The 25,849-nt window shown below is 36.2% G+C and carries 29 protein-coding genes; 15 read left to right on the top strand and 14 right to left on the bottom strand.

Annotated features, from left to right (window positions below):
- The first annotated feature begins 18 nt into the window (after nucleotides 1–18).
- Nucleotides 19–840, top strand: coding sequence for an ammonia-dependent NAD(+) synthetase (gene nadE, locus RRV45_RS11290; protein ID WP_315664795.1), 822 nt, complete (start codon nucleotides 19–21; stop codon nucleotides 838–840).
- Nucleotides 841–879: 39 nt separating this feature from the next.
- Here nadE and RRV45_RS11285 read toward each other — a convergent pair whose 3' ends face one another.
- Nucleotides 880–1,332 (bottom strand): cupredoxin domain-containing protein, encoded by a 453-nt coding sequence (locus tag RRV45_RS11285; protein ID WP_315664794.1) that lies wholly within the window; start codon nucleotides 1,330–1,332, stop codon nucleotides 880–882.
- A 207-nt stretch (nucleotides 1,333–1,539) separates the two neighbouring features.
- On the opposite strand from RRV45_RS11285, the gene RRV45_RS11280 reads away from it, so the two are divergent.
- Both RRV45_RS11280 and RRV45_RS11275 read left to right on the top strand, forming a co-directional pair.
- Nucleotides 1,540–2,487: a glycine-rich domain-containing protein gene (locus RRV45_RS11280; protein ID WP_315664793.1), complete on the top strand. Its 948-nt coding sequence runs from the start codon at nucleotides 1,540–1,542 to the stop codon at nucleotides 2,485–2,487.
- 160 nt (nucleotides 2,488–2,647) lie between these two features.
- Nucleotides 2,648–3,793 (top strand): D-alanyl-D-alanine carboxypeptidase family protein, encoded by a 1,146-nt coding sequence (locus RRV45_RS11275; RefSeq protein WP_315664792.1) that lies wholly within the window; start codon nucleotides 2,648–2,650, stop codon nucleotides 3,791–3,793.
- Between the two features lie 27 nt (nucleotides 3,794–3,820).
- Here the strand turns inward: RRV45_RS11275 and modB are convergent, their stop codons facing one another.
- From modB to RRV45_RS11260, 3 genes are all read right to left on the bottom strand, one after another.
- On the bottom strand, nucleotides 3,821–4,474 hold the full coding sequence (gene modB / locus RRV45_RS11270; protein WP_315664791.1) for a molybdate ABC transporter permease subunit: 654 nt from the start codon (nucleotides 4,472–4,474) through the stop codon (nucleotides 3,821–3,823).
- Between the two features lie 5 nt (nucleotides 4,475–4,479).
- Nucleotides 4,480–5,280: a molybdate ABC transporter substrate-binding protein gene (modA, locus tag RRV45_RS11265; protein WP_315664790.1), complete on the bottom strand. Its 801-nt coding sequence runs from the start codon at nucleotides 5,278–5,280 to the stop codon at nucleotides 4,480–4,482.
- Between the two features lie 169 nt (nucleotides 5,281–5,449).
- Complete coding sequence (locus tag RRV45_RS11260; RefSeq protein WP_315664789.1) at nucleotides 5,450–5,692, bottom strand: YkuS family protein; 243 nt, start codon at nucleotides 5,690–5,692, stop codon at nucleotides 5,450–5,452.
- A 115-nt stretch (nucleotides 5,693–5,807) separates the two neighbouring features.
- Between RRV45_RS11260 and RRV45_RS11255 the strand changes: the two genes are divergently transcribed.
- Complete coding sequence (locus RRV45_RS11255; protein ID WP_315664788.1) at nucleotides 5,808–5,945, top strand: YuzL family protein; 138 nt, start codon at nucleotides 5,808–5,810, stop codon at nucleotides 5,943–5,945.
- 54 nt (nucleotides 5,946–5,999) lie between these two features.
- On the opposite strand, the gene RRV45_RS11250 is transcribed toward RRV45_RS11255, so the two are convergent.
- A complete protein-coding gene (locus RRV45_RS11250; RefSeq protein ID WP_315664787.1) occupies nucleotides 6,000–7,619 on the bottom strand; it encodes an ABC-F family ATP-binding cassette domain-containing protein in 1,620 nt (539 codons plus the stop codon).
- Between the two features lie 278 nt (nucleotides 7,620–7,897).
- Between RRV45_RS11250 and RRV45_RS11245 the strand changes: the two genes are divergently transcribed.
- Nucleotides 7,898–8,032, top strand: a complete 135-nt coding sequence (locus RRV45_RS11245) for a hypothetical protein (protein ID WP_315664786.1) — start codon at nucleotides 7,898–7,900, stop codon at nucleotides 8,030–8,032.
- Between the two features lie 67 nt (nucleotides 8,033–8,099).
- Here RRV45_RS11245 and RRV45_RS11240 read toward each other — a convergent pair whose 3' ends face one another.
- Entirely contained in the window at nucleotides 8,100–8,699 is a 600-nt protein-coding gene (locus RRV45_RS11240) for an SCO family protein (protein ID WP_315664785.1), read from the bottom strand.
- Nucleotides 8,700–8,847: 148 nt separating this feature from the next.
- Nucleotides 8,848–10,332 carry an aldehyde dehydrogenase family protein gene (locus RRV45_RS11235; RefSeq protein ID WP_315664784.1) on the bottom strand — a complete coding sequence of 495 codons (1,485 nt, stop codon included), beginning with the start codon at nucleotides 10,330–10,332 and terminating at the stop codon, nucleotides 8,848–8,850.
- A 229-nt stretch (nucleotides 10,333–10,561) separates the two neighbouring features.
- Here RRV45_RS11235 and RRV45_RS11230 point away from each other — a divergent pair, with 229 nt between their 5' ends.
- Nucleotides 10,562–11,740 (top strand): MFS transporter, encoded by a 1,179-nt coding sequence (locus tag RRV45_RS11230; protein ID WP_315664783.1) that lies wholly within the window; start codon nucleotides 10,562–10,564, stop codon nucleotides 11,738–11,740.
- A gap of 54 nt (nucleotides 11,741–11,794) precedes the next feature.
- Here the strand turns inward: RRV45_RS11230 and RRV45_RS11225 are convergent, their stop codons facing one another.
- The gene (locus tag RRV45_RS11225; protein ID WP_315669127.1) at nucleotides 11,795–11,941 is read right to left on the bottom strand and encodes a hypothetical protein; all 147 of its coding nucleotides are present in this window, start codon (nucleotides 11,939–11,941) and stop codon (nucleotides 11,795–11,797) included.
- 62 nt (nucleotides 11,942–12,003) lie between these two features.
- Here RRV45_RS11225 and RRV45_RS11220 point away from each other — a divergent pair, with 62 nt between their 5' ends.
- Nucleotides 12,004–12,219, top strand: a complete 216-nt coding sequence (locus RRV45_RS11220) for a cold-inducible protein YdjO-related protein (protein WP_315664782.1) — start codon at nucleotides 12,004–12,006, stop codon at nucleotides 12,217–12,219.
- Nucleotides 12,220–12,286: 67 nt separating this feature from the next.
- On the opposite strand, the gene RRV45_RS11215 is transcribed toward RRV45_RS11220, so the two are convergent.
- Together RRV45_RS11215 and yhfH are read right to left on the bottom strand one after the other, a co-directional pair.
- Entirely contained in the window at nucleotides 12,287–12,460 is a 174-nt protein-coding gene (locus RRV45_RS11215) for a hypothetical protein (protein WP_315664781.1), read from the bottom strand.
- 166 nt (nucleotides 12,461–12,626) lie between these two features.
- Nucleotides 12,627–12,761, bottom strand: a complete 135-nt coding sequence (gene yhfH / locus RRV45_RS11210) for a protein YhfH (RefSeq protein WP_315664780.1) — start codon at nucleotides 12,759–12,761, stop codon at nucleotides 12,627–12,629.
- Nucleotides 12,762–12,996: 235 nt separating this feature from the next.
- Between yhfH and RRV45_RS11205 the strand changes: the two genes are divergently transcribed.
- Complete coding sequence (locus tag RRV45_RS11205; protein WP_315664779.1) at nucleotides 12,997–14,772, top strand: ATP-binding protein; 1,776 nt, start codon at nucleotides 12,997–12,999, stop codon at nucleotides 14,770–14,772.
- Between the two features lie 44 nt (nucleotides 14,773–14,816).
- On the opposite strand, the gene RRV45_RS11200 is transcribed toward RRV45_RS11205, so the two are convergent.
- Entirely contained in the window at nucleotides 14,817–15,590 is a 774-nt protein-coding gene (locus RRV45_RS11200) for a hypothetical protein (RefSeq protein WP_315664778.1), read from the bottom strand.
- A 395-nt stretch (nucleotides 15,591–15,985) separates the two neighbouring features.
- Here RRV45_RS11200 and RRV45_RS11195 point away from each other — a divergent pair, with 395 nt between their 5' ends.
- From RRV45_RS11195 to RRV45_RS11165, 7 genes are all read left to right on the top strand, one after another.
- Nucleotides 15,986–16,567: a TerD family protein gene (locus tag RRV45_RS11195; protein ID WP_315664777.1), complete on the top strand. Its 582-nt coding sequence runs from the start codon at nucleotides 15,986–15,988 to the stop codon at nucleotides 16,565–16,567.
- Between the two features lie 121 nt (nucleotides 16,568–16,688).
- A complete protein-coding gene (locus RRV45_RS11190) occupies nucleotides 16,689–17,267 on the top strand; it encodes a TerD family protein (RefSeq protein ID WP_315669007.1) in 579 nt (192 codons plus the stop codon).
- A 132-nt stretch (nucleotides 17,268–17,399) separates the two neighbouring features.
- Nucleotides 17,400–17,939: a histidine phosphatase family protein gene (locus RRV45_RS11185; RefSeq protein ID WP_315664776.1), complete on the top strand. Its 540-nt coding sequence runs from the start codon at nucleotides 17,400–17,402 to the stop codon at nucleotides 17,937–17,939.
- Between the two features lie 120 nt (nucleotides 17,940–18,059).
- Complete coding sequence (locus RRV45_RS11180) at nucleotides 18,060–19,322, top strand: glycosyl hydrolase family 18 protein (RefSeq protein WP_315664775.1); 1,263 nt, start codon at nucleotides 18,060–18,062, stop codon at nucleotides 19,320–19,322.
- 241 nt (nucleotides 19,323–19,563) lie between these two features.
- The gene (locus RRV45_RS11175; RefSeq protein ID WP_315664774.1) at nucleotides 19,564–21,633 is read left to right on the top strand and encodes a transglycosylase domain-containing protein; all 2,070 of its coding nucleotides are present in this window, start codon (nucleotides 19,564–19,566) and stop codon (nucleotides 21,631–21,633) included.
- A gap of 166 nt (nucleotides 21,634–21,799) precedes the next feature.
- Nucleotides 21,800–21,997 carry a hypothetical protein gene (locus RRV45_RS11170; protein WP_315664773.1) on the top strand — a complete coding sequence of 66 codons (198 nt, stop codon included), beginning with the start codon at nucleotides 21,800–21,802 and terminating at the stop codon, nucleotides 21,995–21,997.
- Nucleotides 21,998–22,315: 318 nt separating this feature from the next.
- Entirely contained in the window at nucleotides 22,316–22,753 is a 438-nt protein-coding gene (locus RRV45_RS11165; protein WP_315664772.1) for a peptidylprolyl isomerase, read from the top strand.
- Between the two features lie 67 nt (nucleotides 22,754–22,820).
- Here the strand turns inward: RRV45_RS11165 and RRV45_RS11160 are convergent, their stop codons facing one another.
- The 3 genes from RRV45_RS11160 to RRV45_RS11150 are packed head-to-tail and all read right to left on the bottom strand — an operon-like array spanning nucleotide 22,821 to nucleotide 25,816.
- Entirely contained in the window at nucleotides 22,821–23,939 is a 1,119-nt protein-coding gene (locus RRV45_RS11160; RefSeq protein WP_315664771.1) for a GerAB/ArcD/ProY family transporter, read from the bottom strand.
- A 13-nt stretch (nucleotides 23,940–23,952) separates the two neighbouring features.
- Nucleotides 23,953–24,186, bottom strand: coding sequence for a hypothetical protein (locus RRV45_RS11155; RefSeq protein ID WP_315664770.1), 234 nt, complete (start codon nucleotides 24,184–24,186; stop codon nucleotides 23,953–23,955).
- 34 nt (nucleotides 24,187–24,220) lie between these two features.
- Complete coding sequence (locus tag RRV45_RS11150) at nucleotides 24,221–25,816, bottom strand: spore germination protein (RefSeq protein WP_410489286.1); 1,596 nt, start codon at nucleotides 25,814–25,816, stop codon at nucleotides 24,221–24,223.
- Nucleotides 25,817–25,849 lie beyond the last annotated feature (33 nt).

Raw genomic sequence — 25,849 nt, 5'->3', positions numbered from 1 at the left:
TAAGCGGGAGGAAGAATAATGACCATACAAAAGGAAATAATGGAGAAATTGCATGTCAATCCACATATAGATCCAAAGGAAGAAGTCAGAAATCGAATTACTTTTTTAAAAGATTATATAATAAAAACAAGAGCGAAAGGATATGTTCTTGGCATTAGCGGCGGGCAGGATTCAACTCTAGCAGGGAAACTGGCACAGCTGGCAGTAGAAGAGTTACGGAAAGAGGGCCATGAAGCCTTGTTTATCGCTGTTCGCCTTCCTTATGGCGTTCAGGGGGACGAAAAGGATGCGAAGCTGGCACTTTCATTTATTAAAGCTGATCAGGAATATGTTTTTAACATTAAATCAGCCGTTGATGAGATTCAAAATGAATATAACTCGCTTGTAACTAATAAACCATTAAGTGATTATCAAAAGGGAAATGTTAAGGCAAGAATGAGAATGATTGCCCAGTATGCATTTGGCGGTGAGAGTGGGCTGCTAGTCATTGGCACTGACCATGCTGCAGAGGCTATCACAGGCTTTTATACGAAATTTGGTGATGGGGGCGCAGATGTCACTCCACTGACGGGGTTAACAAAAAGGCAAGGGAAGGCACTTCTAAAGGAATTAGGTGCCGATGAAAGACTATATTTAAAAGTTCCAACAGCGGACCTTCTTGATCATAAACCGGGACAGGCAGATGAAACCGAACTTGGGATCACATATGATGAACTAGATGACTATCTCGAGGGCAAACAAGTAAGCCAAGATGCAGTTGATAAAATTGAAAGACGCTATCTCCTTTCTGAGCATAAAAGAAGAATGCCAGCAACCATGCATGACAATTGGTGGAAATAAAGTATAAACAGCGCTAGGAAAATTCCTAACGCTGTTTTTTTAATCCACCACAATATAAGCAATCATCGGTCCATTTTGTTCTTTTCCGTGATGGGTATGACAAATTAATCTGTAGATTCCTTCTTTTTTGAAATGGAGAGGGACAACCGTATCCTCGCCTTTTTTCACTATTCCTTTAATATCGGTTCCTTCAATAGAAAATGGATGCTCAGCCCCATTCACGCCTGAAATAATGAGATTTACTTTTTCTCCTTCTTTCACAAAAATCGTTCCCGGATCCCAGCGGTATGATTCAATTTCTTTTCCATTTGGAAGCTTGGATTTAAATTCTCCTGTCACAATGTGAATTTCCCGAACTTCCTCATTTGCTTCTTGGCTAAATACAGAAATAGCATCTTTGTTAACAATTAACCAAATTGAAGCAGAGGCAATAGCTACAAAGATAACTAAAAACATGATGATGGCTCTTTTTTTCAAAATCAAAAATGGCATTGACTTTCTCCCCCCATTTAATGTTTGTCCATTACTATAGATATGCTGACAGGGAGGCAGAACTTGTCTAATTTATTTATTTTCTTTCATAAAATACCTATTTGTATTAAAATGACTAGTACATTCCTCCTAATTTAGCCAAAATGGCTGTAAAAATTATACATACTGCAGATATAATTAAAATAGCAGTAGGAAAGGGGATGGAAAATGGAAGGCATTATCTTAATAGCGGTAGGGTTTCTAATAGTTTTTTTCCTATTAAAACGAAGGAAATGGAGAAGGAAGTTTAGACTAAAGTATGAGACGATTCCTGCAAATCTTGGAATCTTAAAGCCTAGAGATAAGGAAATCGTGAAGCTCCTTCACTCATCATTACCCTCGTCCTATGTTAGTCAATTAAAGAATCGAGTTTTACAAAACAATGCTAATTGGACAGATCACGATTTTGACTGGACATATTTTGAGCTGAAAAGGTATTTTATTTTAAACAGTTTATTAAAGACAGTCCCGATGTTTAGTGAAAGAGTAGATGAAATTTGGCATGAAATGCTTATGTTTACAAAAGATTATGAAAGGTTTTCTCATAAGTTTTACAAAGAATTTTTACATCATACACCAAATATAGAGTCAAAACCGATTCCAGGAGAAAGAGCTTTTTTTGATTGGGTATATTTAAGCTTATTCCAGTCCACTACGAATAGCCGTATGCTTTGGGGCGGATTTTTAAGACACCCGATAAAGCCTGAAATTCTTCAAGATTTTTTAAATCTATCAGAAGATGAGCTTTTAAATCGTTATTTCAGGGCAACAGAAGATTGGCTGGATATTAAAAAATACTTAATCAGTAAAATGAAGCTGGAGATATCTCAAGCAGAATTAATGATGAATAACAATAATGAATACTCTTTTTCACGTATAAGTGCAGATAAAGAATATTATAAACTTCTTCCTGCTGCTGTTTTTTTCTCGATGTATTCACCAAAAGAATTCCCACATGATATGAATCCACTCATTCCAATTAAGCAGGCAAAGGCGAGTGGAGGGGGGTCCTCATGTTATGGATATGGATGCAGCAGCTGCTCATCAAAAGATTCAGGCAGTGACTCGGGCGGAGGTTCTAGCTGTTCAAGTTGTGGAGGAGGGTGCAGCTCCTGATAAGTAATCCTAATGGATTGCTTATTTTTTTGCCTATTTTTTCAAAAAATATATTGAAATTAACATTTATATAACAATTTTATGACTTTTCTCCTAAAAAGAAAAAGTTTTGATACAATCAAAAAATGGACAAGAATAAGATAATATGGATGGGAATTGTATGAAGAAGATATTTCTTTTAATATTAATCATTTTTTATCTTTGTATGCCAGCAAACAATTTTGTGAAAGCAGAAGCGCTAACGACACCCGATTTACAAAGCGAATCGGCGATCCTTGTAGACTCTGAGACGGGTGCTGTACTTTTTGAAAAAAACGCTGAACAAAAAATGTTTCCTGCAAGCTTAACGAAAATAGCTACTGCCATTTATTCAATTGAAAATGGTGAGCTGGAGGATACTGTAACCGTTAGTGAAGCGGCAGCAAACGCAGATGGGACAAGTGTATTTCTGGAAGAAGAGGAGCAAGTTCCGTTAAAAAAATTAATTCAAGGCATGCTCATTAACTCCGGAAATGATGCAGCAGCTGCGATTGCTGAGCATCTTGACGGAAATCAATTTGAAGAACAAATAAATCAGTATTTAACAACTAAGGTACATGTGAAAGACACACACTTCACAAATCCGCATGGGCTTTTTGACGAAAATCATTATACAACAGCGAAGGATTTGGCCCAAATTACAAATTATGCTCTTAAGAATGAAATCTTCAGGGAAATTTATGGAACAAAGGAATTAAAATGGATTGGAAAGTCTTGGGACACAACTCTTTTAACTCATCATCGGATGCTTAAAGGGGAGATTCCATATGAAGCTGTAAACGGCGGAAAGACAGGCTATGTACAGGAGTCGCAATTCACATTGGCTACAACGGCTATTCGAGACAAGATGCAGCTAACTGTCATTGTTTTGAAAGGAGCAAATGATAAAGAAGTTTATGAAGATACAAAGCGGTTGCTTGACTATGGGTTTGAGCAGTTTAAACATTCCTACATTAGTAAATCTGATATTTTTCAAACAGAAGGAAGAACATACACAACTGATGAACGCGATGTTATGATTACCATCCCAACTTCTTCCTATCAAAAACATCTAACCTCGAATGGACAGTTGCGATTAACAAGTCAAAATGGGGATTTAATCCAATCTGTTTCCTTAGTTGAGAAAAAAGAAAACAAAAAAGAGACTGCAGATCGGATAATTGATCAAGCAAATAATGAAACGATGGGTTATTATGGAAAGTACGCAATGGTTCTCCTCATTATTGGAGTCCTGTTTATAGGGTTACAAAAATTAAAAAAACGATAAACGTGAATCATAACCGTTTATCGTTTTTTATTTAAAAATTGAAACAAGAAGAAGCATTAGGAATGAAATTACAATCATTGTTCCTACAAGTGCCCAAGCAAGATGCATGTTTCCAGATTCAATTGACATATAAATGGCTGTTGACATCGTTTGCGTTTTGCCTGGAATATTTCCAGCAAACATAAGTGTGGCGCCAAATTCCCCAAGTGCCCTCGCGAAGCTTAATATGGCTCCGGTTATTAAAGATTTATAGGCAAGGGGCATCATAATTAAGAAAAAGATTGTCCATTCTCCAGCTCCATCCACTCTAGCAGCCTCTTTAATTCCCCGGTCAACTTCAGAAAATCCTGTTTTCGCTGATTGATACATAAGCGGCAGGGCTACAATAGATGAAGCAATAACTGCAGCCCACCAAGTAAACATAATAGGATGGTTAAAAATTGATTGAAGCCATCTCCCAACAGGGCTTGAATTTCCAAAAATAATAATTAATAAAAAGCCAATTACTGTTGGAGGGAGGACAAGTGGAAGCATAAAAATAGTTTCTGCTATTACTTTCCCCTTAAAGTTTTTTTCCAACATGAATTTTGCCAACAATGTACCAATAATAAAGACGAAAATGAGTGATATGACTGATACTTTTATAGAAAGTTGAACAGGTGATAGAAATAAATCATTCATAATAATCAATCCAATACATTAAATCCATATTTGACAAATACCTCAGCTGCTTTCTTTTCTTGAAGAAATTGATAAAATAGCTCAGCTTCCTTCAAATGTTTAGTAGTTTTTATGATTCCAACTGGATAAATAATCGGGTCATGGCTACTCGAATTTGCCTCTGCAACTACCCTTACTTTATTAGATGACTTCGCGTCTGTTTTATAAACTATACCTGCATCAACATTCCCTGTTTCTACATAGGTTAATACTTGTCTTACATCCTTTGCAAATACGATGTTTCCTTGGGCTTGATCCCATAAATTTAAATATTCAAGAGCTTGTCTACCATAATTTCCAGCTGGAACTACTTCAGGTGTCCCGAGAGCCATTTTTCTATCGCCAAGATTAGCAAGCTCATTAAATCCTTCTATCGGATTATTAGATTCTTTTGGTATGATTAATACAAGTGTATTTTCCAGCCTGTCCATACTATGATCCTCGGCTATTATTCCTTGTGCAACAAGTTCATCAAATTTATCCTCCGCTGCTGAAAAGAAAAGATCTACAGGTGCGCCTTGGATGATTTGCTTCTGCAAAGCTCCAGATCCGCCAAAGTTGAAGTATAACTTAATATTTTTATGTTCTTCTTCAAAGAACGGCTTTATTTCAATAAAAGCATCTTCTAAACTAGCAGCTGCAGAAATTGTGAGCTCGATATTCGCTTGGATTTTACGGTTAGACTGATCATCCTGCTTATCAGAGGTACAGCCTCCTAACACTATTAGAAAACATAGAATAAAAATCTTAAAAAATTTACCTTCCATGTTTTTCAATCCCTCACTCTATTAAATGTATAAATACATTATATTAAATCTTACCATTAATAACTATACAAAAAAGCAGGAAATGGAGAAGAGTGGAAACTGACCTTATAAATAAATGGAAAAACAAAACGCGGAATTCTATTTTCCGCGTTTTGTTTGTATCAATCGATTATTGTAATCTCTGCTCAACCTGCTGACAAACCTCATCAGCAGATAACCCGCTAGCCTCAATTACAGGAGCTTTTGTTACAATATCATGCATGCCCATAAAGTTATTATCCATTCCTGTCACTACACATGCAGAACAGTTTTCTGCATCAGCAGCAGACCTTAAGTCAACTACATCATATCCCTTTTCACGAAGTGCATCAGACACATTTGTTAATGATTGTTCTACAGCAATCTTTTTCATTATCAATTACACCTCCTCCGTTGATAGATTGGCTATTTTACCTGATTTTTATTCTGTCGTTTTAAGGAATAATTACGCAGGAGACAAGAAACAGTAAGAAGGGAGGTGAGATCAAATGTCGAAAAGAAAAAAGGACCCATCTAAAGCTGGATTAAGCTCTCCAGAAGTAAAAGGGCAGGGAACAACCAATATGGAAACAGGTGAAAGAACATCAGATTCAAGTATTCACAAAAAGAAAAAACAGGATTATTAAATGGTACATATAAAAAACAGGATGGAGCCCTAAGGTTCCATCCTGTTTTTTATATTATTTGTACATTTCAGCAACTTGTTTTTGTAATTCGGTGTTTTCTAAATACTCATCATATGTCATTTGCTTATCAACATAACCATTTGGTGTCAATTCAATAATTCTGTTTGCAATCGTTTGAATAAATTGATGGTCATGAGATGAGAAAATAAGAGAGCCCTTATAATTGATTAAACCATTATTTAAAGCTGTAATTGATTCTAAATCCAGGTGGTTTGTAGGCTCATCAAGCAATAGTACGTTCGCGCCGCTTAACATCATTTTTGACAGCATGCAGCGAACTTTTTCTCCTCCAGAAAGAACACTTGCTTTCTTTAACACTTCTTCGCCTGAGAATAGCATTCTGCCGAGAAATCCTCTTAAGAAGCTTTCACTTTGATCGTTAGGAGAGAACTGACGAAGCCAGTCAACAAGATTCAAATCACTATTTTCAAAGAACTCGGAGTTGTCCTTTGGAAAATAAGCCTGTGAAGTTGTAACTCCCCATTTATAAGAGCCGCTATCAGCTTCAAGTTCACCCATTAAGATCTTGAAAAGCGTAGTCTTCGCAATTTCATTCGTACCTACAAGAGCGATTTTGTCGTCTTTATTCATAATGAAACTAACATTATCTAATACCTTAACACCATCAATAGTCTTGCTGATTCCCTCAACTCGAAGCAAATCATTTCCGATTTCACGTTCAGGTGTAAACCCAACATACGGATAACGTCTTGAAGATGGCTTAATATCGTCTAATGAAATTTTATCAAGGAGCTTCTTACGAGAAGTAGCCTGCTTTGATTTAGATGCGTTTGCACTAAAACGGGCAATAAATGCTTGCAACTCTTTAATTTTTTCTTCTTTCTTTTTGTTTTGATCCGATGCCATACGAAGAGCTAGCTGGCTTGATTCATACCAGAAATCATAGTTCCCAACATAAATTTGAATTTTACTGAAATCTAAATCTGCGATATGCGTACATACTTTATTTAGGAAGTGACGATCATGAGATACCACAATGACAGTATTTTCAAAGTTAATTAGAAACTCTTCCAACCATTGAATAGCTTTAATGTCTAAGTGGTTTGTCGGCTCGTCCAATAGGAGAACATCTGGTTTGCCAAATAAAGCTTGTGCAAGCAATACCTTTACTTTTTCTCCCCCAGAAAGATCCGCCATTTTTTTCGTGTGGAGCTCTTCACCGATACCTAATCCTTTTAAAAGAATCGCCGCTTCAGACTCTGCTTCCCAGCCATTAAGCTCAGCAAATTCCCCTTCAAGCTCTGCAGCCTTCATTCCGTCTTCATCTGTAAAGTCAGCCTTCATATAGATTGCATCTTTTTCCTGCATAACCTCGTATAGTCTTGCATGTCCCATGATGACAACCTTTAACGCCTCAAACTCTTCATATTCAAAATGGTTTTGCTTTAATACGGCTAAACGCTCACCAGGACCTAAATGAACGGTTCCAGTTTGTGATTCAATTTCCCCTGATAAAATCTTCAAAAAAGTTGACTTCCCAGCGCCGTTTGCTCCAATTAGCCCATAGCAATTACCGGGTGTAAATTTAATATTAACGTCTTCAAATAGTTTACGATCACCGTAACGAAGACTTACATTACTAACTGTTATCATTTATCTAAATTCCTCCAGAAAACATAATCTATAAAATTATACCACTTTTTTTGAACAATCGCTAATTTCTTCTATAAATAGAGAAGTGCTAACTAAAAAAATAATAAATTAAATTTACGAAAAAATACAGGAAAAGATCATAAAATATAGAATAAATATAGGAGATCATTTCAGCAAAATTCCATGAAAAAATTTAAGACTTTTCATAGTTGTTCATAGTTTTTTCATATTTTTCATGTACAATAAATCTATACAGGCAGGATAAAGGAGTTTTTATTGTGGCCAAAAAACAGCTCGTTGATTTAGTCAATCGTCTAAAAAAAGCAGGGATTAATGTAAGCTTTACAAAACCAAGATCAAAAATGCTCATAGCTTTCCCACAAAACAAAAGACTATCATCAAGTCCGAACTAACCAATACTTATATTCCAAATTAAGAAAAAACGTTAAACATGAGGTCGTTTAACGTTTTTTCTTTATTTTAAATTTCATTCATAATTTTTTTGAAGATGTCCTTTTCATTAAACTCTTCTCCCATTGGAAATCTCTTAATAAATTTATTATTTTCATCAATTAAATAGACAAAGGTACTATGAACATAGAAACCATTCCCAGGATCTCTGTATTGAAATTGAAAAGTGTCAGCTAGCTCTTTTATTTCCTGCTGATCTTCTTTCATATTATTCTGGTCTCCTGTAAGGAGAAGCCAATTTCCATCATCTTCAATCTCAAAGGTTTCCATATACTTGAGCATTTTCTCAGGCGTATCTCGATAAGGGTCAATGGAAACCGTTAAAAATTCAACATTTTTGCCAAAAACCCCAGCCTTTTCTAAATCGTTTTTCAAAAATTTCATTTTTTGCGTAGTCGTTGGACAAATATCTGGGCAGTGGGTATACATAAATTCGACCAGCTTCAACTTTTTATTTGATTCCGAGAACGCATATTTCTCTTCATGCATCGTTACAAGTGTAATGTCATCTGGAATCTTAGATGTCACATCTCGAATAATAAAAAAGGAAATTCCAGCTGAGATCCCTAAAATGACAACAATTCCACAAATAATATATAGTTTTTTCATTATTTCCCCTCCCTATATAAGAATAATGAAAATGTGAGAAAAATCCTATGGATAATATGTGAACATATGATATGGGGTGGGAGGGTTTATTTTAAACAAATGAAAAAGCCAAAGGATATCGATTCCTTTGGCCTTCTAAGCGAGTTCTTTATTTCATTGAAATCCAAACACTCTTCACTTCTGTGTAATTATTCAAAGCATACGATCCCATTTCACGGCCAATACCAGATTGCTTGTATCCGCCAAACGGAGAAGCTGCATCAAAAGCATTGTAGCAGTTAACCCAAACTGTTCCAGCACGAAGTTTATTGGCAATATAATGTGCGTTTGCAACATCACGAGTCCAAACACCCGCTGCCAGTCCGTATTCACTGCTATTCGCACGATTAATTAACTCGTCAATATCATCATACGGCAGGGCAGAAATAACAGGTCCGAAAATTTCTTCTTTCGCGATCGTCATTTCATCACTTACATCAGCAAAAATAGTAGGAGAGACAAAGTAGCCTTGTTCTTGTGGCTTGTCACCGCCAACAACAAGCTGGGCTCCTTCATTTAAGCCCTTTTCGATATAGCCTAGGACACGATTTTGCTGTTCGATGGAGACGAGCGGGCCAATCTCTGTATCCGCATGAATACCTGCACCTTGTTTAATGTTCTTAGCATGGCTTGCCATGTCTGCCACAACATTATCAAAATGCTTCTTTTGAATAAATACTCGGGAACCAGCACAGCAAACTTGACCTTGGTTAAACATAACCCCATTTAATGCACCAGGGATAGCCTTTGATAAATCCGCATCTGGAAGGATGATGTTAGGCGATTTTCCACCCAGTTCAAGAGTGACTCTTTTTAACGTTTTTGAAGCTCTTTCCATAATCAGTTTCCCAACTTCTGTAGAGCCAGTGAATGCAATTTTGTCAACTTGCGGATGATCCACAAGCGGCTGGCCAGCTGTCTCACCGAAACCTGCTACAATATTAACGACACCAGGAGGGAAGCCGGCTTCTTGAATTAATTCTGCTAAATATAATGCTGAAAGAGGCGTTTGCTCTGCAGGCTTTAGTACAATTGTACAGCCAGTAGCAAGTGCCGCACCCATCTTCCACATTGCCATTAGAAGTGGGAAGTTCCAAGGAATAATTTGTCCGACAACCCCAACTGCCTCATGACGAGTATAGTTGAAGAATGGACCATTTACTGGAATTGTTTGACCAACGATTTTCGTTGACCAGCCCGCATAATAACGCATATGCTCAACCGCTAGCGGAATGTCAGCATTCGTTGTTTCACGAATTGGCTTTCCGTTATCTAATGTTTCTAATTGTGCTAACTCAGCAGCATTTTCCTCCATTAAATCTGCTAGCTTATACATAAGTCTGCTTCTTTTGGAAGCACTCATCTTAGACCATTTGCCTTCATCAAATGCCTTTCTAGCAGCCTTAACAGCAAGATCAATATCCTCTGGACCAGCTTCGAATACGTTTGCAAGAACCTCCCCAGTAGCAGGATTATATGTTTCAAATGTTTTTTGAGATTTGCTTTCTACAAATTCTCCATTAATGTACAAATGTTTTTTACCGCTTAAGAATTTTTCTACCTTCTCTAATAAATTTACAGTTAATTGGCTCATAAAACTCCTCCTTAGAATTGTAATCTATGTATTTCATGATGCCATGGGTAGGGTAGAAACTCTTTGCGAACACCCACAAATCTATGGTAACAATATAATAGTTTAATAATCAACTATAAACATTACAAATATTCTGACATTATTCGACGATTACCCAAATCTTTACTGGATTGATAAAATAAGTGATACAATATATCTTGCTAATCTAATAAATGAAGAGGTTTCCAAAATGAATAAAGAAATAAAAAGAAATATTTTATCTATGCAAGGGTTTTACTTGTTAACTTTTTTTGGCGTGGGCAGCTTATATCCTTTGCTCAGTGTATATTTAAGTGAAGTAGAGCATTTAAATGGCTATCAAATCGGGACTATTATGTCTATTAGCCCAATCATTATGATATTCTTTCAACCTTTATGGGGAATGGTTTCGGATAAGCTTAACGCACCCATTAAAATTCTTACAGCAACAACTTTCATTGCTGGGTTCTTCGCACTAGGGTATATTACTTTCAACGGTTATTACTGGATCTTTATTATAGCTACTTGTGTAGCCATTTTCCAAAGTGCGATAATTCCAATATCGGATAGTTTATCAATCAAATATACGAGCAAAGTTAAAGTTAATTATGGGAATGTACGGTTGTTTGGATCTCTTGGATTTGGGTTAGCGGTTTTTATCATGGGGAGGCTGTCTGAATGGAATCCAAAAATCATTTTTATTTCCTTTTTCGCTTCATTATTAATCGCTAGTGTTCTAGCTTTGAAAATGCCCTCAGAAAGTGCTTCTAAAAATCAGAACCTGCTATCAGGTGTTAAGGAAATTCTTGTTCATAAAAGGTTTCTCATCTTCCTCGGAATTACTTTTCTGATTTTTGGTCCAAATCTCGCAAATAATAATTATTTTGGCCTTTTTATTGAAAATCGCGGAGGGACCTATACAGGAATAGGAATTGCTTTTTTGATTGCTGTACTGTCTGAGATTCCCTTTATGAAGGCAGCAGGAAGCTGGATCCACCGGTTTGGTTTATTACAAATTGCCACACTTGCTGGTGCTGTTTCCTTAATAAGATGGCTGTTATATTTTATGGAGCCAAGTCTTTGGTTCATTTACGCAACAGCTGTCATACAAGGTTTTTCAATCGGTTTATTCATTCCTGCTGGTCTTCAGTATATAAGAGATATTACGCCCGTACATATTACCGCTACTGCTATTACTTTATATTCAGCAATTGGAAACGGCCTAGGTAACTGGTTTAGTACATTTGTCGGTGGAATCATCTATGAGGAATTTAATATTAACAGCTTATATTTATTTTTCAGTGTATTAAGCATTCTGGGGATTATCCTTAATCTTTGGCTATTGAAAGAAGAAAAAGGCCATGCAACTTTTTCCGCTGCCAAAAATTAGAGTTATTAATGACAAAGAAGCTGCAGTAAACTGCAACTTCTTTTTTTATCATATTTATTCACTATACTTATTCAGAAACTTTCTGGCGAGCATTCTTTTCACTTCGTTATAGGATAAACCTGATTGACTGTTCAGCCGTTTGACTTCTTCAATATCTGTTCCAGCAATTGTATATTTTGTCATTGACTTTTGGTTATCCACGTTTGAGATCCTCCTGTCATAAAAAAATTGGACCGAATTTTCACAGGATATTTTCCCTTTTTTTGTCCATACTAGAAAAAAAGGGGGCGTTTATTATATTTTTCAATAGAAAAGGTCAAGATGATAAACCAGAGGTTGTCATGATGGACACAGAAGTTTATGCTTGTACAAGCTGCAATGGCTGGATGAGAAAGGAATTCGCATCAACTGATCTAAAATGTCCGTTATGTGGAAATGATACATCCCCCGAAATGAGGGAATTGCCACAAATTGAATAAAAAACGAGCATAAGACTGTTGCAAAAAATCGGGCAGTCTTATTTTTGCTGAGACAGCCTAATACGCTTTACGAATTCTCATTTTGTTGACCTAATTCTTTCTCAGCTAATATAATATTGCCTGTTTCAACTGCTCGATGTTCATCAATTGAATCACTAGGATAATTATTATGTTTAAGGGAACCTTCCGCTTTAAGAGCGTTATCTAGAGCTTGTCTTCCTGCTGCGTAATGCTTCTCCATATTAAACACCTCTCGTATATGTTTTGCTGCAAACTGTATTTAATCATAAGTTTTGATAGTTAGCGGGTTCTTATTCACCATTAACTGAAACGGATATATTTACTATTGGAATGAAAAAAGAAAAAGCTATGGAGCTCCGATTTTCCATAGCTTATTCTTTTGCCGGTTATTCAGCTTTTTTAGATAAACAGCGGTCACATTCCATTAAATATGATTCTGTATATTCTTTAATATTTTGACCGCATTCTTGACAAATCTTTCTTGATGCAACCTTAATTGACTCCACTTTACAATTTAACATGATCCCACTCCTTTTTATAATACAGAATTTATTTAACTTCCTTGTTATATAACAGTATACACAAAATAATCGTAAATGTGTAGCCTTTTTTGAAAATTTAAAAAGTTTTTCTTTTTTCAGCTTAATGCATATTTCACTTTCAACCGATAATTAATTAGACTACAATCATAAGGTATGATTTTCTAAAGTGTTGTCAAAAAAATTATAAACCCTTAAAAACAAGAGGGAGATGCCTATGCTGCAGATTTTAAATATAATTAATCCAATGTTAATTTTTGTGGCCATTATCCTTACATTTGTTTGCTCCTATACAGGTTTAGATTTATTTTCTCTTGTTCGCACTTCAGATCGTAATCGGAAGTTTTTATTTTTAGGAGGAACGTTTTCACTTGGTGTAGGATTATGGATAATGAATTTTATCGGAATGCTTGCTGTAAATATAAATGGATCAAGTAATTATCATGTTCTTATAACCATTTTATCCCTTCTTTCGGGAATCATTTTTACAGGAATCGCTTTTTTTGGAATTATTAATAAGGAATATAAAACGAAGCAATTATGGATCAGCAGTTTCTTTTTGACTGCAGCGGTTTTATCCATTCATAGCACTGGATTATATGCAATGAACATGAGCATTCAGTTTAATCCTGTTTTATTTATTATTTCGATAATCCTTATTTTTGGCTCATTTGTCCTTTCTTTATGGATGTTATTTTTCTCAAAGAGTCTGTCGCCCTTTAATGAAATCTGGATTAAACCAGTTAGTGCTGTCATTATTACAGCTGCCATTATTGAAGGATATTTATTACTTTTACGGACATTCTCAAGCGTTATGGGAGAATATGTTTCCCAGGCGGAATCTCATCCTAAATCTTATATTATTTATTTTGTTCTATTTATTACTTTACTAATATTAAGCGGCCTGATCGGTTCAAGAACTGTTATTGGAAAAAGGCTGGCTGATAGTGATCATTATTTGCGTGATATCAAATTTGCCCTTGATCAATCTTCCATTGTTGCTTTCACAGACGAAAAAGGTATTATTACGAATGTTAACGATAAGTTTTGTGAAATATCCAAATACGATAGAAATGAACTGATCGGACGCAGCCACTCATTATTAAATTCTGGACATCATTCAAAGGAGTTTTTTAGACAACTTTGGACTACTATACGGCAAGGAAAAGTCTGGAAAGGCGAAATTAGAAATGCAGCAAAGGACGGGACCTTATATTGGGTGGATACAACAATCATTCCATTCTTAGATGAGGAAGGAAAGCCGTATCAATATTTGGCAATCCGGAATGACATTACCGAAACGAAGAGAACGAAAGAAATACTTCATCGGCAGGATAAACTAGCAGCCGTTGGACAGCTAGCGGCCGGTGTGGCACATGAAATTCGTAATCCTCTCACATCAATGAAAGGGTATACTGAATTTCTTCAAATGGAAGAAACGAATAAAGAGCGGCTGGAGTATTTTGATATTATCCTTGATGAAATAGAACGAGTGAATCATATAGTAGAGGACTTTATGCTCCTTGCAAGACCAAAATCAGTTGAACTTAAAGAAAAAAACCTTATTCCAATTTTGAGGAATGTCTTATCTTTATTTGAGTTTGAAATAAGAGATAAACAAATTCATTTACAATTTGAGTGCAGTGACGATTCAATCCTTATTGAATGCGATGAATACCGTTTAAAACAAGTTTTTATTAATTTTGTAAAAAATGCAATTGAGGCTATGCCAAATGGCGGGAGACTAATTTTGAATACGTTTATAAATAATGAATATGTAAATATCTCCATCACTGATTCAGGAACCGGTATTACACCAGAGCAGCTAAAAAAAATAGGTGAGCCATTTTTCACGACAAAGGAAAAAGGGAATGGACTAGGACTGATGGTGAGCTTTCAAATCATTGAAAACCATGGTGGAAGAGTCAATATTGAAAGTGAACAAAATAAAGGTACAACATTTACAATTGAATTACCTGTGATTAGTGAGTAAATGGGTGGAAAGGAAGGTTTAGCACCTTCCTTTCTACAAATAAGCTAATTTTTATTTTTTTCTTTTTCTGTTTGGATGAAATAGCTTTGGACCGGTTTTAGCAATTGTTTGAAGCTAGTTTCTATTTTTTCGCTTAAGAACGATGCTCTTTCATATAGGGTGGAACGCAGATTTTCAATCTGTCTCGAGATTTTTTGTACGACTGCTTCTTGTCCGTCTAGCCGTTCCATAACGGTCTTATGAAATACTTCATGCACCTCAAGCTTACGAGATAATTCATCATATATGGCTTCCTGTTTGTTTAATTGATTTGTTAAATCATATGAAAATGATTGGAATTGGTCTATTTTCCCTATCAAAGCTTCCGTTGAAGCGTGCTGAAATGATACCTGATCAAGAACGGCCTGATTAATTAGGCTTTCTTTCTCCATGTTTTCCAATATGATTGCATTCCTTCCTTCGAGCTCATCCAAACGTTCTATAATAATCTGGTTCGCGGCTTCCTGGGCTTTTATCGCTTCCAAGAACTGAATAATCACTTTTTCCTGCTTTTCTAATCTATCCATCAGTCTCACAAGATCCTTATTATGCTTGGATGATGTGCGCTCGATATTATGATGGACGCCCTTTAAAGATTCTGAAATTTGCACATCCATCTTTTCATACGTATCAGTCAACTGGTTATTCACTAATTTCTGCTCATTAAGAATTTCTTGAAGATAATTCAGGCGATAGGAATCTTGGTTAGACTGATTATCTATTTGAGGCTTCTTATTATACAGATTGGGAACAATCTGACTATTTGTGTATAAACCCAAGTGAAACACTCCTTTAATTTCCTGCTATTCATACAAATAGCATTATTTATATGCTATGTACTATTCAGGAAAAGGGTGGCAAGATTAGGCGATAGTCTTAGGAAATGGAAAGATCGCCACTACGATTCCCGGGTTAACACCCCTCTGAATTTACATTATTGGAAAATTTACTTATATTAAAAGTAGTAAGTAGCTTTTATATCTAGTACAATAAAAATGAATAATAATAAGTTTAAATTGTTTACGTTTTTGTGCCTAAAAGATACACTATAAAAGAAGGGGAAAATTTCTTTTATAGCTGATAGTAAAAAATGGTTTATTATATTTGTTTTCTGGATGAACCTTCCTCTAGCGGGAAGTTCTAATAATTTTTTATTTGAAGGGATGATTGTTAAATGGCTATTTCTTTATCAAAAGGACAAAAAGTAGATTTAACGAAAACAAACCCTGGTCTGTCAAAGGTAATTGTTGGACTTGGCTGGGACACAAATAAATATGACGGGGGACAAGCTTTTGATCTAGATGCAAGTGTATTTTTACTTGATGCATCGGGTAAATGTGCCTCTGATAAAGACTTTATTTTTTATAATCAACTAGAAGGCGGCAATGGGTCTGTTGTACATACTGGGGATAATCGTACAGGTGAAGGGGACGGCGATGATGAGCAAGTAAAAGTGGACTTAAGCGCTGTTCCAGCAAACATTGAAAAAATTTCTTTCGTTATTACGATTCATGATGCTGAAAGTCGTGGGCAGAATTTTGGACAAGTTTCCAATGCGTTTGCAAGAATTGTCAATGAAGCGACAAATGAAGAAGTCATTCGCTATGATCTTGGAGAAGATTTTTCAATTGAAACAGCGATTATCGTAGGGGAATTATACCGTCATAATGGCGAATGGAAATTCTCTGCTGTTGGTTCAGGTTACCAAGGCGGTTTAGCACGGATTGCGACTGACTTCGGTTTACAGGTTGGCTAATAAATTAGGTGAAATTCCAATCAGCAGGGGACCTAAAGCCCCGTTATCTGATAAAAAAGGGGAATAGAAGTAATTTTTCTAAATCCCAATTGAATAATCATTTTTTCAGGGAGGTTTTATGATGGGAATTCAATTGGCAAAGGGACAAAGAATTGACCTAACAAAAACAAATCCTGGTTTAACAAAAGCGATCATTGGACTTGGCTGGGATACAAATAAATATCAGGGTGGCCATGATTTTGATTTAGATGCTTCTGCCTTTTTAGTAGATGCAAATAATCGCTGCCAGAATGACCTTGATTTTGTTTTTTATAATAATCTTCAACATCCAAGCGGGTCTGTCGTTCATACGGGCGATAACCGTACAGGAGAAGGGGACGGGGATGATGAGCAGCTAGTCGTTGATTTCACTAAAATCCCTGCTCACATTCATCGAATTGGCATTACGGTAACGATTCATGATGCTGAGATCAGGCAGCAAAACTTTGGTCAAGTTTCAAACGCTTTTGTAAGATTAGTTGATGATTCTAATAATCAAGAATTATTGCGATTCGATTTAGGAGAAGATTTCTCGATTGAAACGGCTGTAGTTATTTGTGAATTATATCGTCACGGAAACGACTGGAAATTTAGTGCCATCGGCAGCGGATTTTCTGGAGGACTTGCATCCTTATGCCGGAATTATGGCCTTCAAGTATAAGACTGCATATGACGCATTTGTAAAAACACTCCGATATGGAGTGTTTTTCTTATGTATAATAAAAGTAGCTTTAGGAAAAGTCGGGTTAAGCATTATTAGAAAATAGAATGAGATAATTAGGGGAGACGAAGATTGAAAATAGGTCTTGTTAGGCATTTCAAAGTAAAAAATGCTGTACCGGAAAAAACTTGGGTCACTCCCGCAGAACTATCAAAATGGTTTGAGGAATATGATTTATCCGACATTGAAGAGGGTGAAACTGATTTAAATAACGTGGAATGGGATACATGTTATAGCAGTGATCTATCTAGAGCTGAAAAAACAGCATATGCAATCTATAAAGGTGAAATTATTAAAACTGACAAATTAAGAGAAGTAAAAGCATATCCCATTACTCAAGCCAATATTAAACTTCCCTATCAGCTATGGGCAGTTTTCGTCCGGCTTGCTTGGCTATGCAACCACCCATCACAAATGGATTCAGTGAAAGCCGTTAGGGAAAGGATTAATTATTTCTTAGATGAGGTCTTTTCTGCTGGAAATGAACATGTTCTTATAGTAAGTCATGGAGCGTTAATGATATTTATGCGGAAGGAATTACTTAAAAGAGGATTTAAAGGACCAAAAATAAGCCATCCTAAAAACGGCATGCTATACGTTTTTGAAAAATAGCCGTAAAGTCTAAGTCAATTTCAGTAGGAATTGGCTTATTTTAATCTATATTATATGTACTATTTAAATGGAAAAACACCATATGATAATACAGGTAATAAATTAGGAGGTGTGTAAGTAATGTCTATTCACATCGTCCAAAGCGGTGACTCCCTATGGGCAATTTCAAAGCGATATAACGTTCCAATTCAATCGATAATAAATGTGAACGGGTTACCAGCAAGTGGAATTATTATACCTGATTTAGCCCTTTATATCCCTGACCAAGCATTACCAATCAGATCAAAAATTGTCGCTAGTGGTGATACGTTATGGGAATTGGCACAGAAATACAGAACTAATATTAATGCTATCCTCTCAGCTAATCCTGGTATTCAGTCAAATAACCTAAAAATTGGCCAAAAAATAAATATACCTTCTCCATTGAAATTACCCATGCAAACTCTCGGTTTCATTATTCCATTTTCTCCTCAATCATTTCTTCCTGTATTAAATCAAATAGCCAATATGATCTCTTATTTAGCCATTGTCTCTTATTCACTTACAAATGAGGGATACGCCTATTTAGCCGTAGATGATTCACAAGTGATCGAAGAAAGTAAAAGATTAAATGTGATCCCATTACTAATGATAAGAAACTTTGAAAATCAGCAATTTAGTCCAGAGTTAATTGGTCGTGTACTGGAAAATCCTGTCTATCGGAAGAATTTAATTAATAGTTTGATGAATTTTATTAGGAGCAAGGGATACGGAGGGGTAAGCATTGATTTTGAGTTTATTCCACCGCCTAGACGACAGGATTTTAATACATTTCTAAATGAATTGAAAACAGCACTTGGCCCGTTAATTCTCCATGTAAATGTTCATGCGAAAACAGCAGATCTCCCGCAAAACCGGATCGTTGGTGCATATGATTATTCAGCCATTGGGAAAGCTGCTGATATTGTTGCGGTTATGACGATAGATTACGGATATCCTACAGGACCGCCAAATCCCGTATCACCGATATGGTGGATTGAAGATGTCATCCAGTATTCGATCAGCTTAATCGAGCCCAAAAAGCTGCAGATGGCTTTGCCTTTGTATGGTTATGATTGGAGGGTAAGAGACAACTTGACTAAGGCATACTCTCTTTTATATGCGCAAAACTTAGCAATCTCAACGGGTGCTCAAATTAATTATGACCGTATCTCATCTACACCAAACTTTATTTATTGGGAAGGATCTGACCGGCATATCGTATGGTTTGATGATATTCGCAGCTTTGCTGAAAAGTATAAATTGGCAGATCAATATGATTTATTAGGTATAACCTTTTGGCAATTAAGTCTTCCATTTCCGCAAAACTGGCCATATATGATGAGGAATTTTACTATACAATAAAAAAGGATGCCAAAAGAGGCATCCTTTTACGTATTGCGGCGATTGACTGCACGCCACATCGTGCATTCCAGAAATGGATTGTCTATCGTCTTATGCAATTAGCTCATCGCAAGATATACTATATCATGTTTCATCGATATTGGCAATTCCATTGAAAAGGAAGAATCTTTGCGAATTTGGCATTAAATTTGTATAATATTTGAAGCTTGTAAAATAGCAATGCATTAAGTAGGGAGATATAATGGAAAAATTACAACCATTATGGGAATCAATTAGACGATTTTGGCGTAATAAGCATATAACCAAACTAGCCATGTTAGTTTTATTGACATTTATTCTAGGAACAATCCTGTTCTTTGCCTTTATGGCAGCAACTGCAAATGTTGAGTCTTTAAAGGAAGGCTTAAAGCAATCCACAGTCATTTACGATAAGAATGAGGAAATTGCAAGCAGCTTAGCAACTAATCGTTCGGAAGGGATTGCCATTGAGAAATTGCCTGACTATGTTAAAGATGCCGTTGTTGCGATCGAGGATGAACGTTTCTATAAGCATAATGGGTTTGATGTGAAGGGGATAACCCGTGCGTTCTTTAAAAATTTATTTGCCGGAAGAATAACTGGTGGAGGCAGTACCATTACCCAGCAGCTTACGAAAAATGCTTTACTTTCATCTGAAAAAACGTATAAGCGAAAAATTGATGAATTATTCCTAGCAGTTGAAATTGAAAAGAAATATAAAAAAGACGAAATTCTGCAAATGTACTTAAATCAAGTTTATTTTGGCAGCGGGGCTTGGGGAATTGATCAGGCAGCCAATAAATATTTCAATAAAGGTGCTAAGGGCTTAACTATCAGTGAGTCAGCACTTTTAGCTGGATTACTGCAGGCGCCATCTGCACTAGACCCGTTCAGAAATTATGATCGCGCAATGGAGCGGAGAAATGTAGTCCTTGGAAAAATGAAAGAACATAACATGATCAGTGGAGCCGAATATGAAAAGGCCGTCTCAGAAGAAATCCGGTTAAATGAAGGTAAAGGCAGCTTTATCGAGAGAAAATATCCATACTACGTTGATGCAGTTCTAGATGAAGCCATTCAGAAATACGGATTAACACAGGAAGAAATCTTCACTAGAGGATACCGGATATATACTGAAATGGACCAAAATTTACAATCAGGACTAGAAAAAGTATATGAAAGTGATTATTTATTTCCACGCGGGCGAAGCGGAGTGCTTGTTCAAAGTGGAGCAGTTCTTCTAGATCCCGCTTCTGGCGGGGTAAGAGGACTTGTAGGTGGAAGAGGCAGCTATGTATTCCGGGGCTTTAACCGAGCCACACATATAAAAGCACAGCCTGGATCTACATTAAAGCCGCTCGCTGTATATACTCCCGCGCTTGAGGAAGGCTACCAGACCACATCTATACTTAAGGATGAACCGATGTCCTTTGAAAAATATAAACCTGAAAATGCCTCTAAGAAATATTCAGGTGAGGTTACAATGTATAAAGCACTAGAAGATTCTTTAAATGTTCCTGCCGTTTGGCTGCTCGATCAAATTGGACTAGAAAAAGGAATTGATTCGCTTCATCGTTTTGGTATTCCTCTAGAAAAGGAAGATGAGTATTTAGGTATTGCCTTGGGGGGGATGCATAAAGGGATTTCCCCATTGAAGCTCGCTGAGGCTTATTCTACCTTTCCAAACGGGGGAAAACGAAAAGATGCACATTTAATTACAAAAATAGTTGGCCCGACAGGTAACGTGATTGCTGAAAGAAAGAAGAAAACAGTAAAAGTGACATCAAAAACGGTAGCCAATCAAATGACATCGATGCTCCTAAATGTTGTTGAATCCGGAACTGGAAAAGGAACAAAAATAAATGGAGTCCAGCTGGCTGGAAAAACAGGCTCTACGCAGCTGCCTTATAAAGATATTAACGGTACGAAGGATCAATGGTTTGTAGGATATACTCCCAATTTAGTTGGGGCAGTATGGCTTGGTTATGATCAAACAGATAGAGAGCATTATCTATCCAGCAGCAGTTCTAAAACTGTTGTCCCATTATTTAAGTCTATTATGGAGAATTCAATCCCCCATATTGAACAAGAGGAGTTCTCTACGAAATCTGTAAATGAAAAGATGACCGAAAAGGAGTTTCAGGAGGAAGTCGAACAAACAATAAAGGATTCCGCTGAAAAAATCAAAGCTGAGCTTCCAATTTGGAAAGAGAAGTTTATAGATGGTGTACAAGAGCTAGAACAGTTTGGGGAGTTTCTAAAAGAAAAAATACAAAACATGATGAATAAATAGTTATTAAAAAACTGGGGAATACCCAGTTTTTTTGTTGGCGGCAGTGCTTCATAAATTTAATGGTATAATAAAATCGGAAGATAGCTCAAAGATACAAACCGATATCATAATGCTAGCACTTTAATAGCGGATGCTATAACTTACTGGAACTGGAGGCATATTTCACATGACTGCTGGGGATAAAAGAATTCAACTCAATGTTCGTATTGAGAAAGAAACTTCTCAAAAATTGGATGAAATTGTCCAATATTATCAAGAAAACATGAAGGTTGGCAGGATCTATAAAGGAGATGTTCTAACAGATATAATTGAAAAATCCTTTGAGATCATGAACAAGCAAAAACAGCTGAATAAAAAGTTTTAAGGTCGTCTAGTAGAATTTTTCTTCACTATTCTTAAAAAACTCTGGTAGAATATTGTCAAAATAGTTAGAAATGGATAGTATTTAATTAAGGATGGTGATATTATGCGGCCTAGAATCCGTAGAAGAGGAATAAATCTTGAAGATTTTAAATTTGGTCTAACAACCATTTTTCTGCATGTATCATTTTATGGATTAATCATTTTTATTTTATTGTTGTTTATTGAACTTTTCAGTTAAAACAAAAAATAGCAATTACTTTTATTTAGGTAATCAATAATGGTATGATAATAATTGATTTTTACAGAAGGAGATGATTTTATGTCGAAAAAAGGATACATATTAATGCAAAATGGTGAGAAAGTGGAGTTTGAACTGTATCCAGATGCAGCACCAGGAACAGTTGCAAACTTTGAAAAGCTTACAAACGAAGGCTATTACAACGGTCTTACTTTCCACCGAGTAATTCCTGGATTTGTAAGCCAAGGCGGCTGTCCGCATGGCACAGGAACAGGTGGTCCTGGCTACACAATTAATTGTGAAACAGAAGGCAACCCTTATAAGCATGAAGCGGGGTCGCTTTCAATGGCGCATGCTGGACGCAATACAGGGGGAAGCCAATTCTTTATTGTTCATGAACCACAGCCGCATTTAAATGGAGTACATACTGTTTTTGGTAAAGTGACTTCGGGAATGGATACTGTACTAAAAATGAAGAATGGCGATATAATGGAGAAAGTCGAAATTACAGAAGCATAATGATAGACTAAAAAAAAGAGCCGCTTTTGGGCTCTTTTTGTCTTTAGAAATTCATACGGTACGAAAATTACATATCATTTTTTGAACTTTCGATCGCTAATTTTTTTCTAATAATTGCTACTATTAATATCATTAAAGGTAAAATTCCTCCAACACTCAGAGAGAAAACCAGATTAATTCCGTTATCCCAATTTTGCTGTTCTACAACATTTGGAATCATAAATGAAGCAAAAGCAACAGCGATCATAGCTAAAGGGAGAGTGAGTGGCCGGTAATCCTTTAAATTTAATACTTGAGCTAACCCTAGACAAGTCGCATAAAAATAGAGGAGCATTTTAAAATAAGTCGCCATAATCCACATAAACGCTATAACGGCTTCGATCCGCTGCAAAAAACCACCGACGTTAATTTTTTTGGCTAATGCATACCCCGGATATAAATTTCTAATGGTCGTGTCAACACCAAGAACCATAGTAGATAACAAAGTAATTACAAGAACGACTAGTCCTCCTATTAATGAACCAATGAAAAATGATTTTTGTGCATCTTTCGGCTGATTTACATAGGCAGGGTAGATCATTAATAACACAACCGCATTAAAATAGCTAACATCAACTAAATGTAAAACTGGCAGCAGCAAAGGCTTTATCCCGTTTTCTAATATAGGCTGAATGTTTTCAATCTTTAATTGCGGCGTAATAAATAGTAATATCAAAAAAAGCAAAATAAAAACAACTATATTAATTTCCGCTGTGCGTGAAAATGTTTCCAGTCCGAGACGTACAGCCATCACCAAAATGAACACTGTCATGATATACAGCATTTCTATCGGTGTTTCTGGCATGAGGTTTACAGTAATGAAAGTTCCTGAATAAAACAAAAGTTCAACCGTATAAACGAATGGCATTGTTAGGAACAAAAGCGAAATAATTTTTCCAAGCCATTTACCGAAAACTTTTTCATTGACTTGGACAAAGTTCAAATTAGGAAAAAGATTAGCGATCGAAGTAAATAACCAAATGACTAATTGGCCTGCTCCTAAACCAATTATGACTGCAATCCAAGCGTCTTGTCTTGCATAAGAAGCTAAGATTGCTGGGGTTACAAGAATACTTGTCCCAATCGTAAAAAAGATCACTAGCACCCTAAATTGCCTAACCGATATTTTTCCCTTTTCAAGCATCATTATCACCTAGATTTCATTTCAGCAGTCTATTAACAAAATCGCTAAATGGCTTAAAAATAACAGCAAGCCCTTGCAAAGGGTTTGGAATGTGGATATGTAAATTATATGCAATGCTTAATCCAATACCAATTAGCAGCAAAATCGAAAATACTAAAGCTTCTTTCTTTAACTTATTTTTTTTAAGATAAGGTACTTCTATAGCAATGATTATAATGGCTATTACTATAATCCCTATAACCATTAACATAGGCAGGCTCCCTTCAATAATATAAAATACCCATTTATTCACTTTTTTCCGGAGGTTTCGGAGCTGAAGTATCATCTCTTTCAATATTTTTCTGACTGATTAAACGAGGGCGCGAAAATAACCCCCATCTCGGAAAGCGTAAAATGGCATCCTTTTGATCCTCTTTAATATATGGACCAAATGGGGACATGTAAGGAATCCCGAAAGATCTTAAGCTGCATAAATGAAGGGTAAGTGCAATCAATCCAATGATCAATCCGAATAAACCGAATGAAGCTGCTAAAGCCATGAAAGGAAATCGCAGCATTCTTATTGAAATTGATAAATTATAAGAGCTAACAATAAAGCTGGAAATCGCTGTAATCGAAACGACAATGACCATTGCGGCAGAAACAATCCCAGCTTCTACAGCTGCGGTACCAATTACTAAAGTTCCAACAATTGATACGGCTTGCCCAATCGCTTTTGGCAATCGCAGGCCTGATTCCCGTAATATTTCAAAGGTGACTTCCATCATTAGCGCTTCAACGAAAGCTGGAAAAGGAACACCTTCTCGCTGGGCTGCTAAGCCAATTAATAATGGTGTTGGCAGCATCTCTTGATGAAAAGTTGTAATCGCAATATAAAGGGAAGGTCCTAACAGAGCGATAAAAAACCCAATAAAACGAAGCATCCGTATAAGAGTCACAATATCAGCCCGGTTATAATAATCATCAGGAGCATGCAGAAATTGAACGAACAAGGCAGGGACTATCAGCACATAAGGTGTTCCATCTACTAAAATTGCTACACGCCCTTCTAATAGGCTGGCTGCCACGACATCAGGACGTTCTGTATGATAAATAGTCGGAAAGGGCGTATACGTTTCATCTTGAATTAATTCTTCGATGTATGCACTTTCCAGCATGCTGTCAATATTAATTTTATCTAGTCGTTCCCTTACTTCTTCCACAACTTTTTCATTAGCAATTCCATTTATATACATGATCGAAACAGCCGTTTTTGTCTGTTTTCCAATTTTTTTTGTCTCAAGCCAAAGGTTCTGATTATTTATCTTCCGGCGAATTAATGCGGTATTCGTTCGAATATTTTCCGTCAGTGCTTCCCTTGGACCGCGAATTGAGTTTTCATTTACTGGCTCGGTAATACTGCGTTCCTTTCCTCCCTTCATCCCAACAGCTAAACCTTTTGAAAAACCCTCGAATAAGAGAATAACGTGACCAGATAATAGAAAATCAAACAGGCTATTATAATCTGATACATCAGAAATTTCGCCAACTGCCAGCACTGTTTCTTTAAAAAAAACAAAAAGATCCTCAAATTCTAGTGAGTCTATATTGACTTGCGGTAAATCCAACATTAAAGATTCCATTATGAAATTTTGATTTGCAGTACTATCGATCAATCCATCCGTATAAATGATTCCTGCTTTTATTTTCAGTTCTTTGCCGAGGCTGATTTCACGAGTGATAATATCATCACTGTTGCCCAGGGTTGCTTTTATTTTTTGAATATTTTCAGCTACGCTCAACTTTAATTGATTAGTTTTGAGCTGGTTTTGTTGCATCTTTTTTTGAGTAGTTGAATTGCGGAATTTTTGCTTCTTGGCTAATTGTTTGAAAAACCCCATAATGAGACTCCAATCTTTTTAACTAATATTCTA

It is taken from the genome of Bacillus sp. DTU_2020_1000418_1_SI_GHA_SEK_038, from assembly GCF_032341175.1.
GTDB lineage: Bacteria > Bacillota > Bacilli > Bacillales > Cytobacillaceae > Cytobacillus.
The sequence above is the reverse complement of the archived record's forward strand: the minus strand, read 5'-3'. Positions and strand labels throughout refer to the sequence as shown.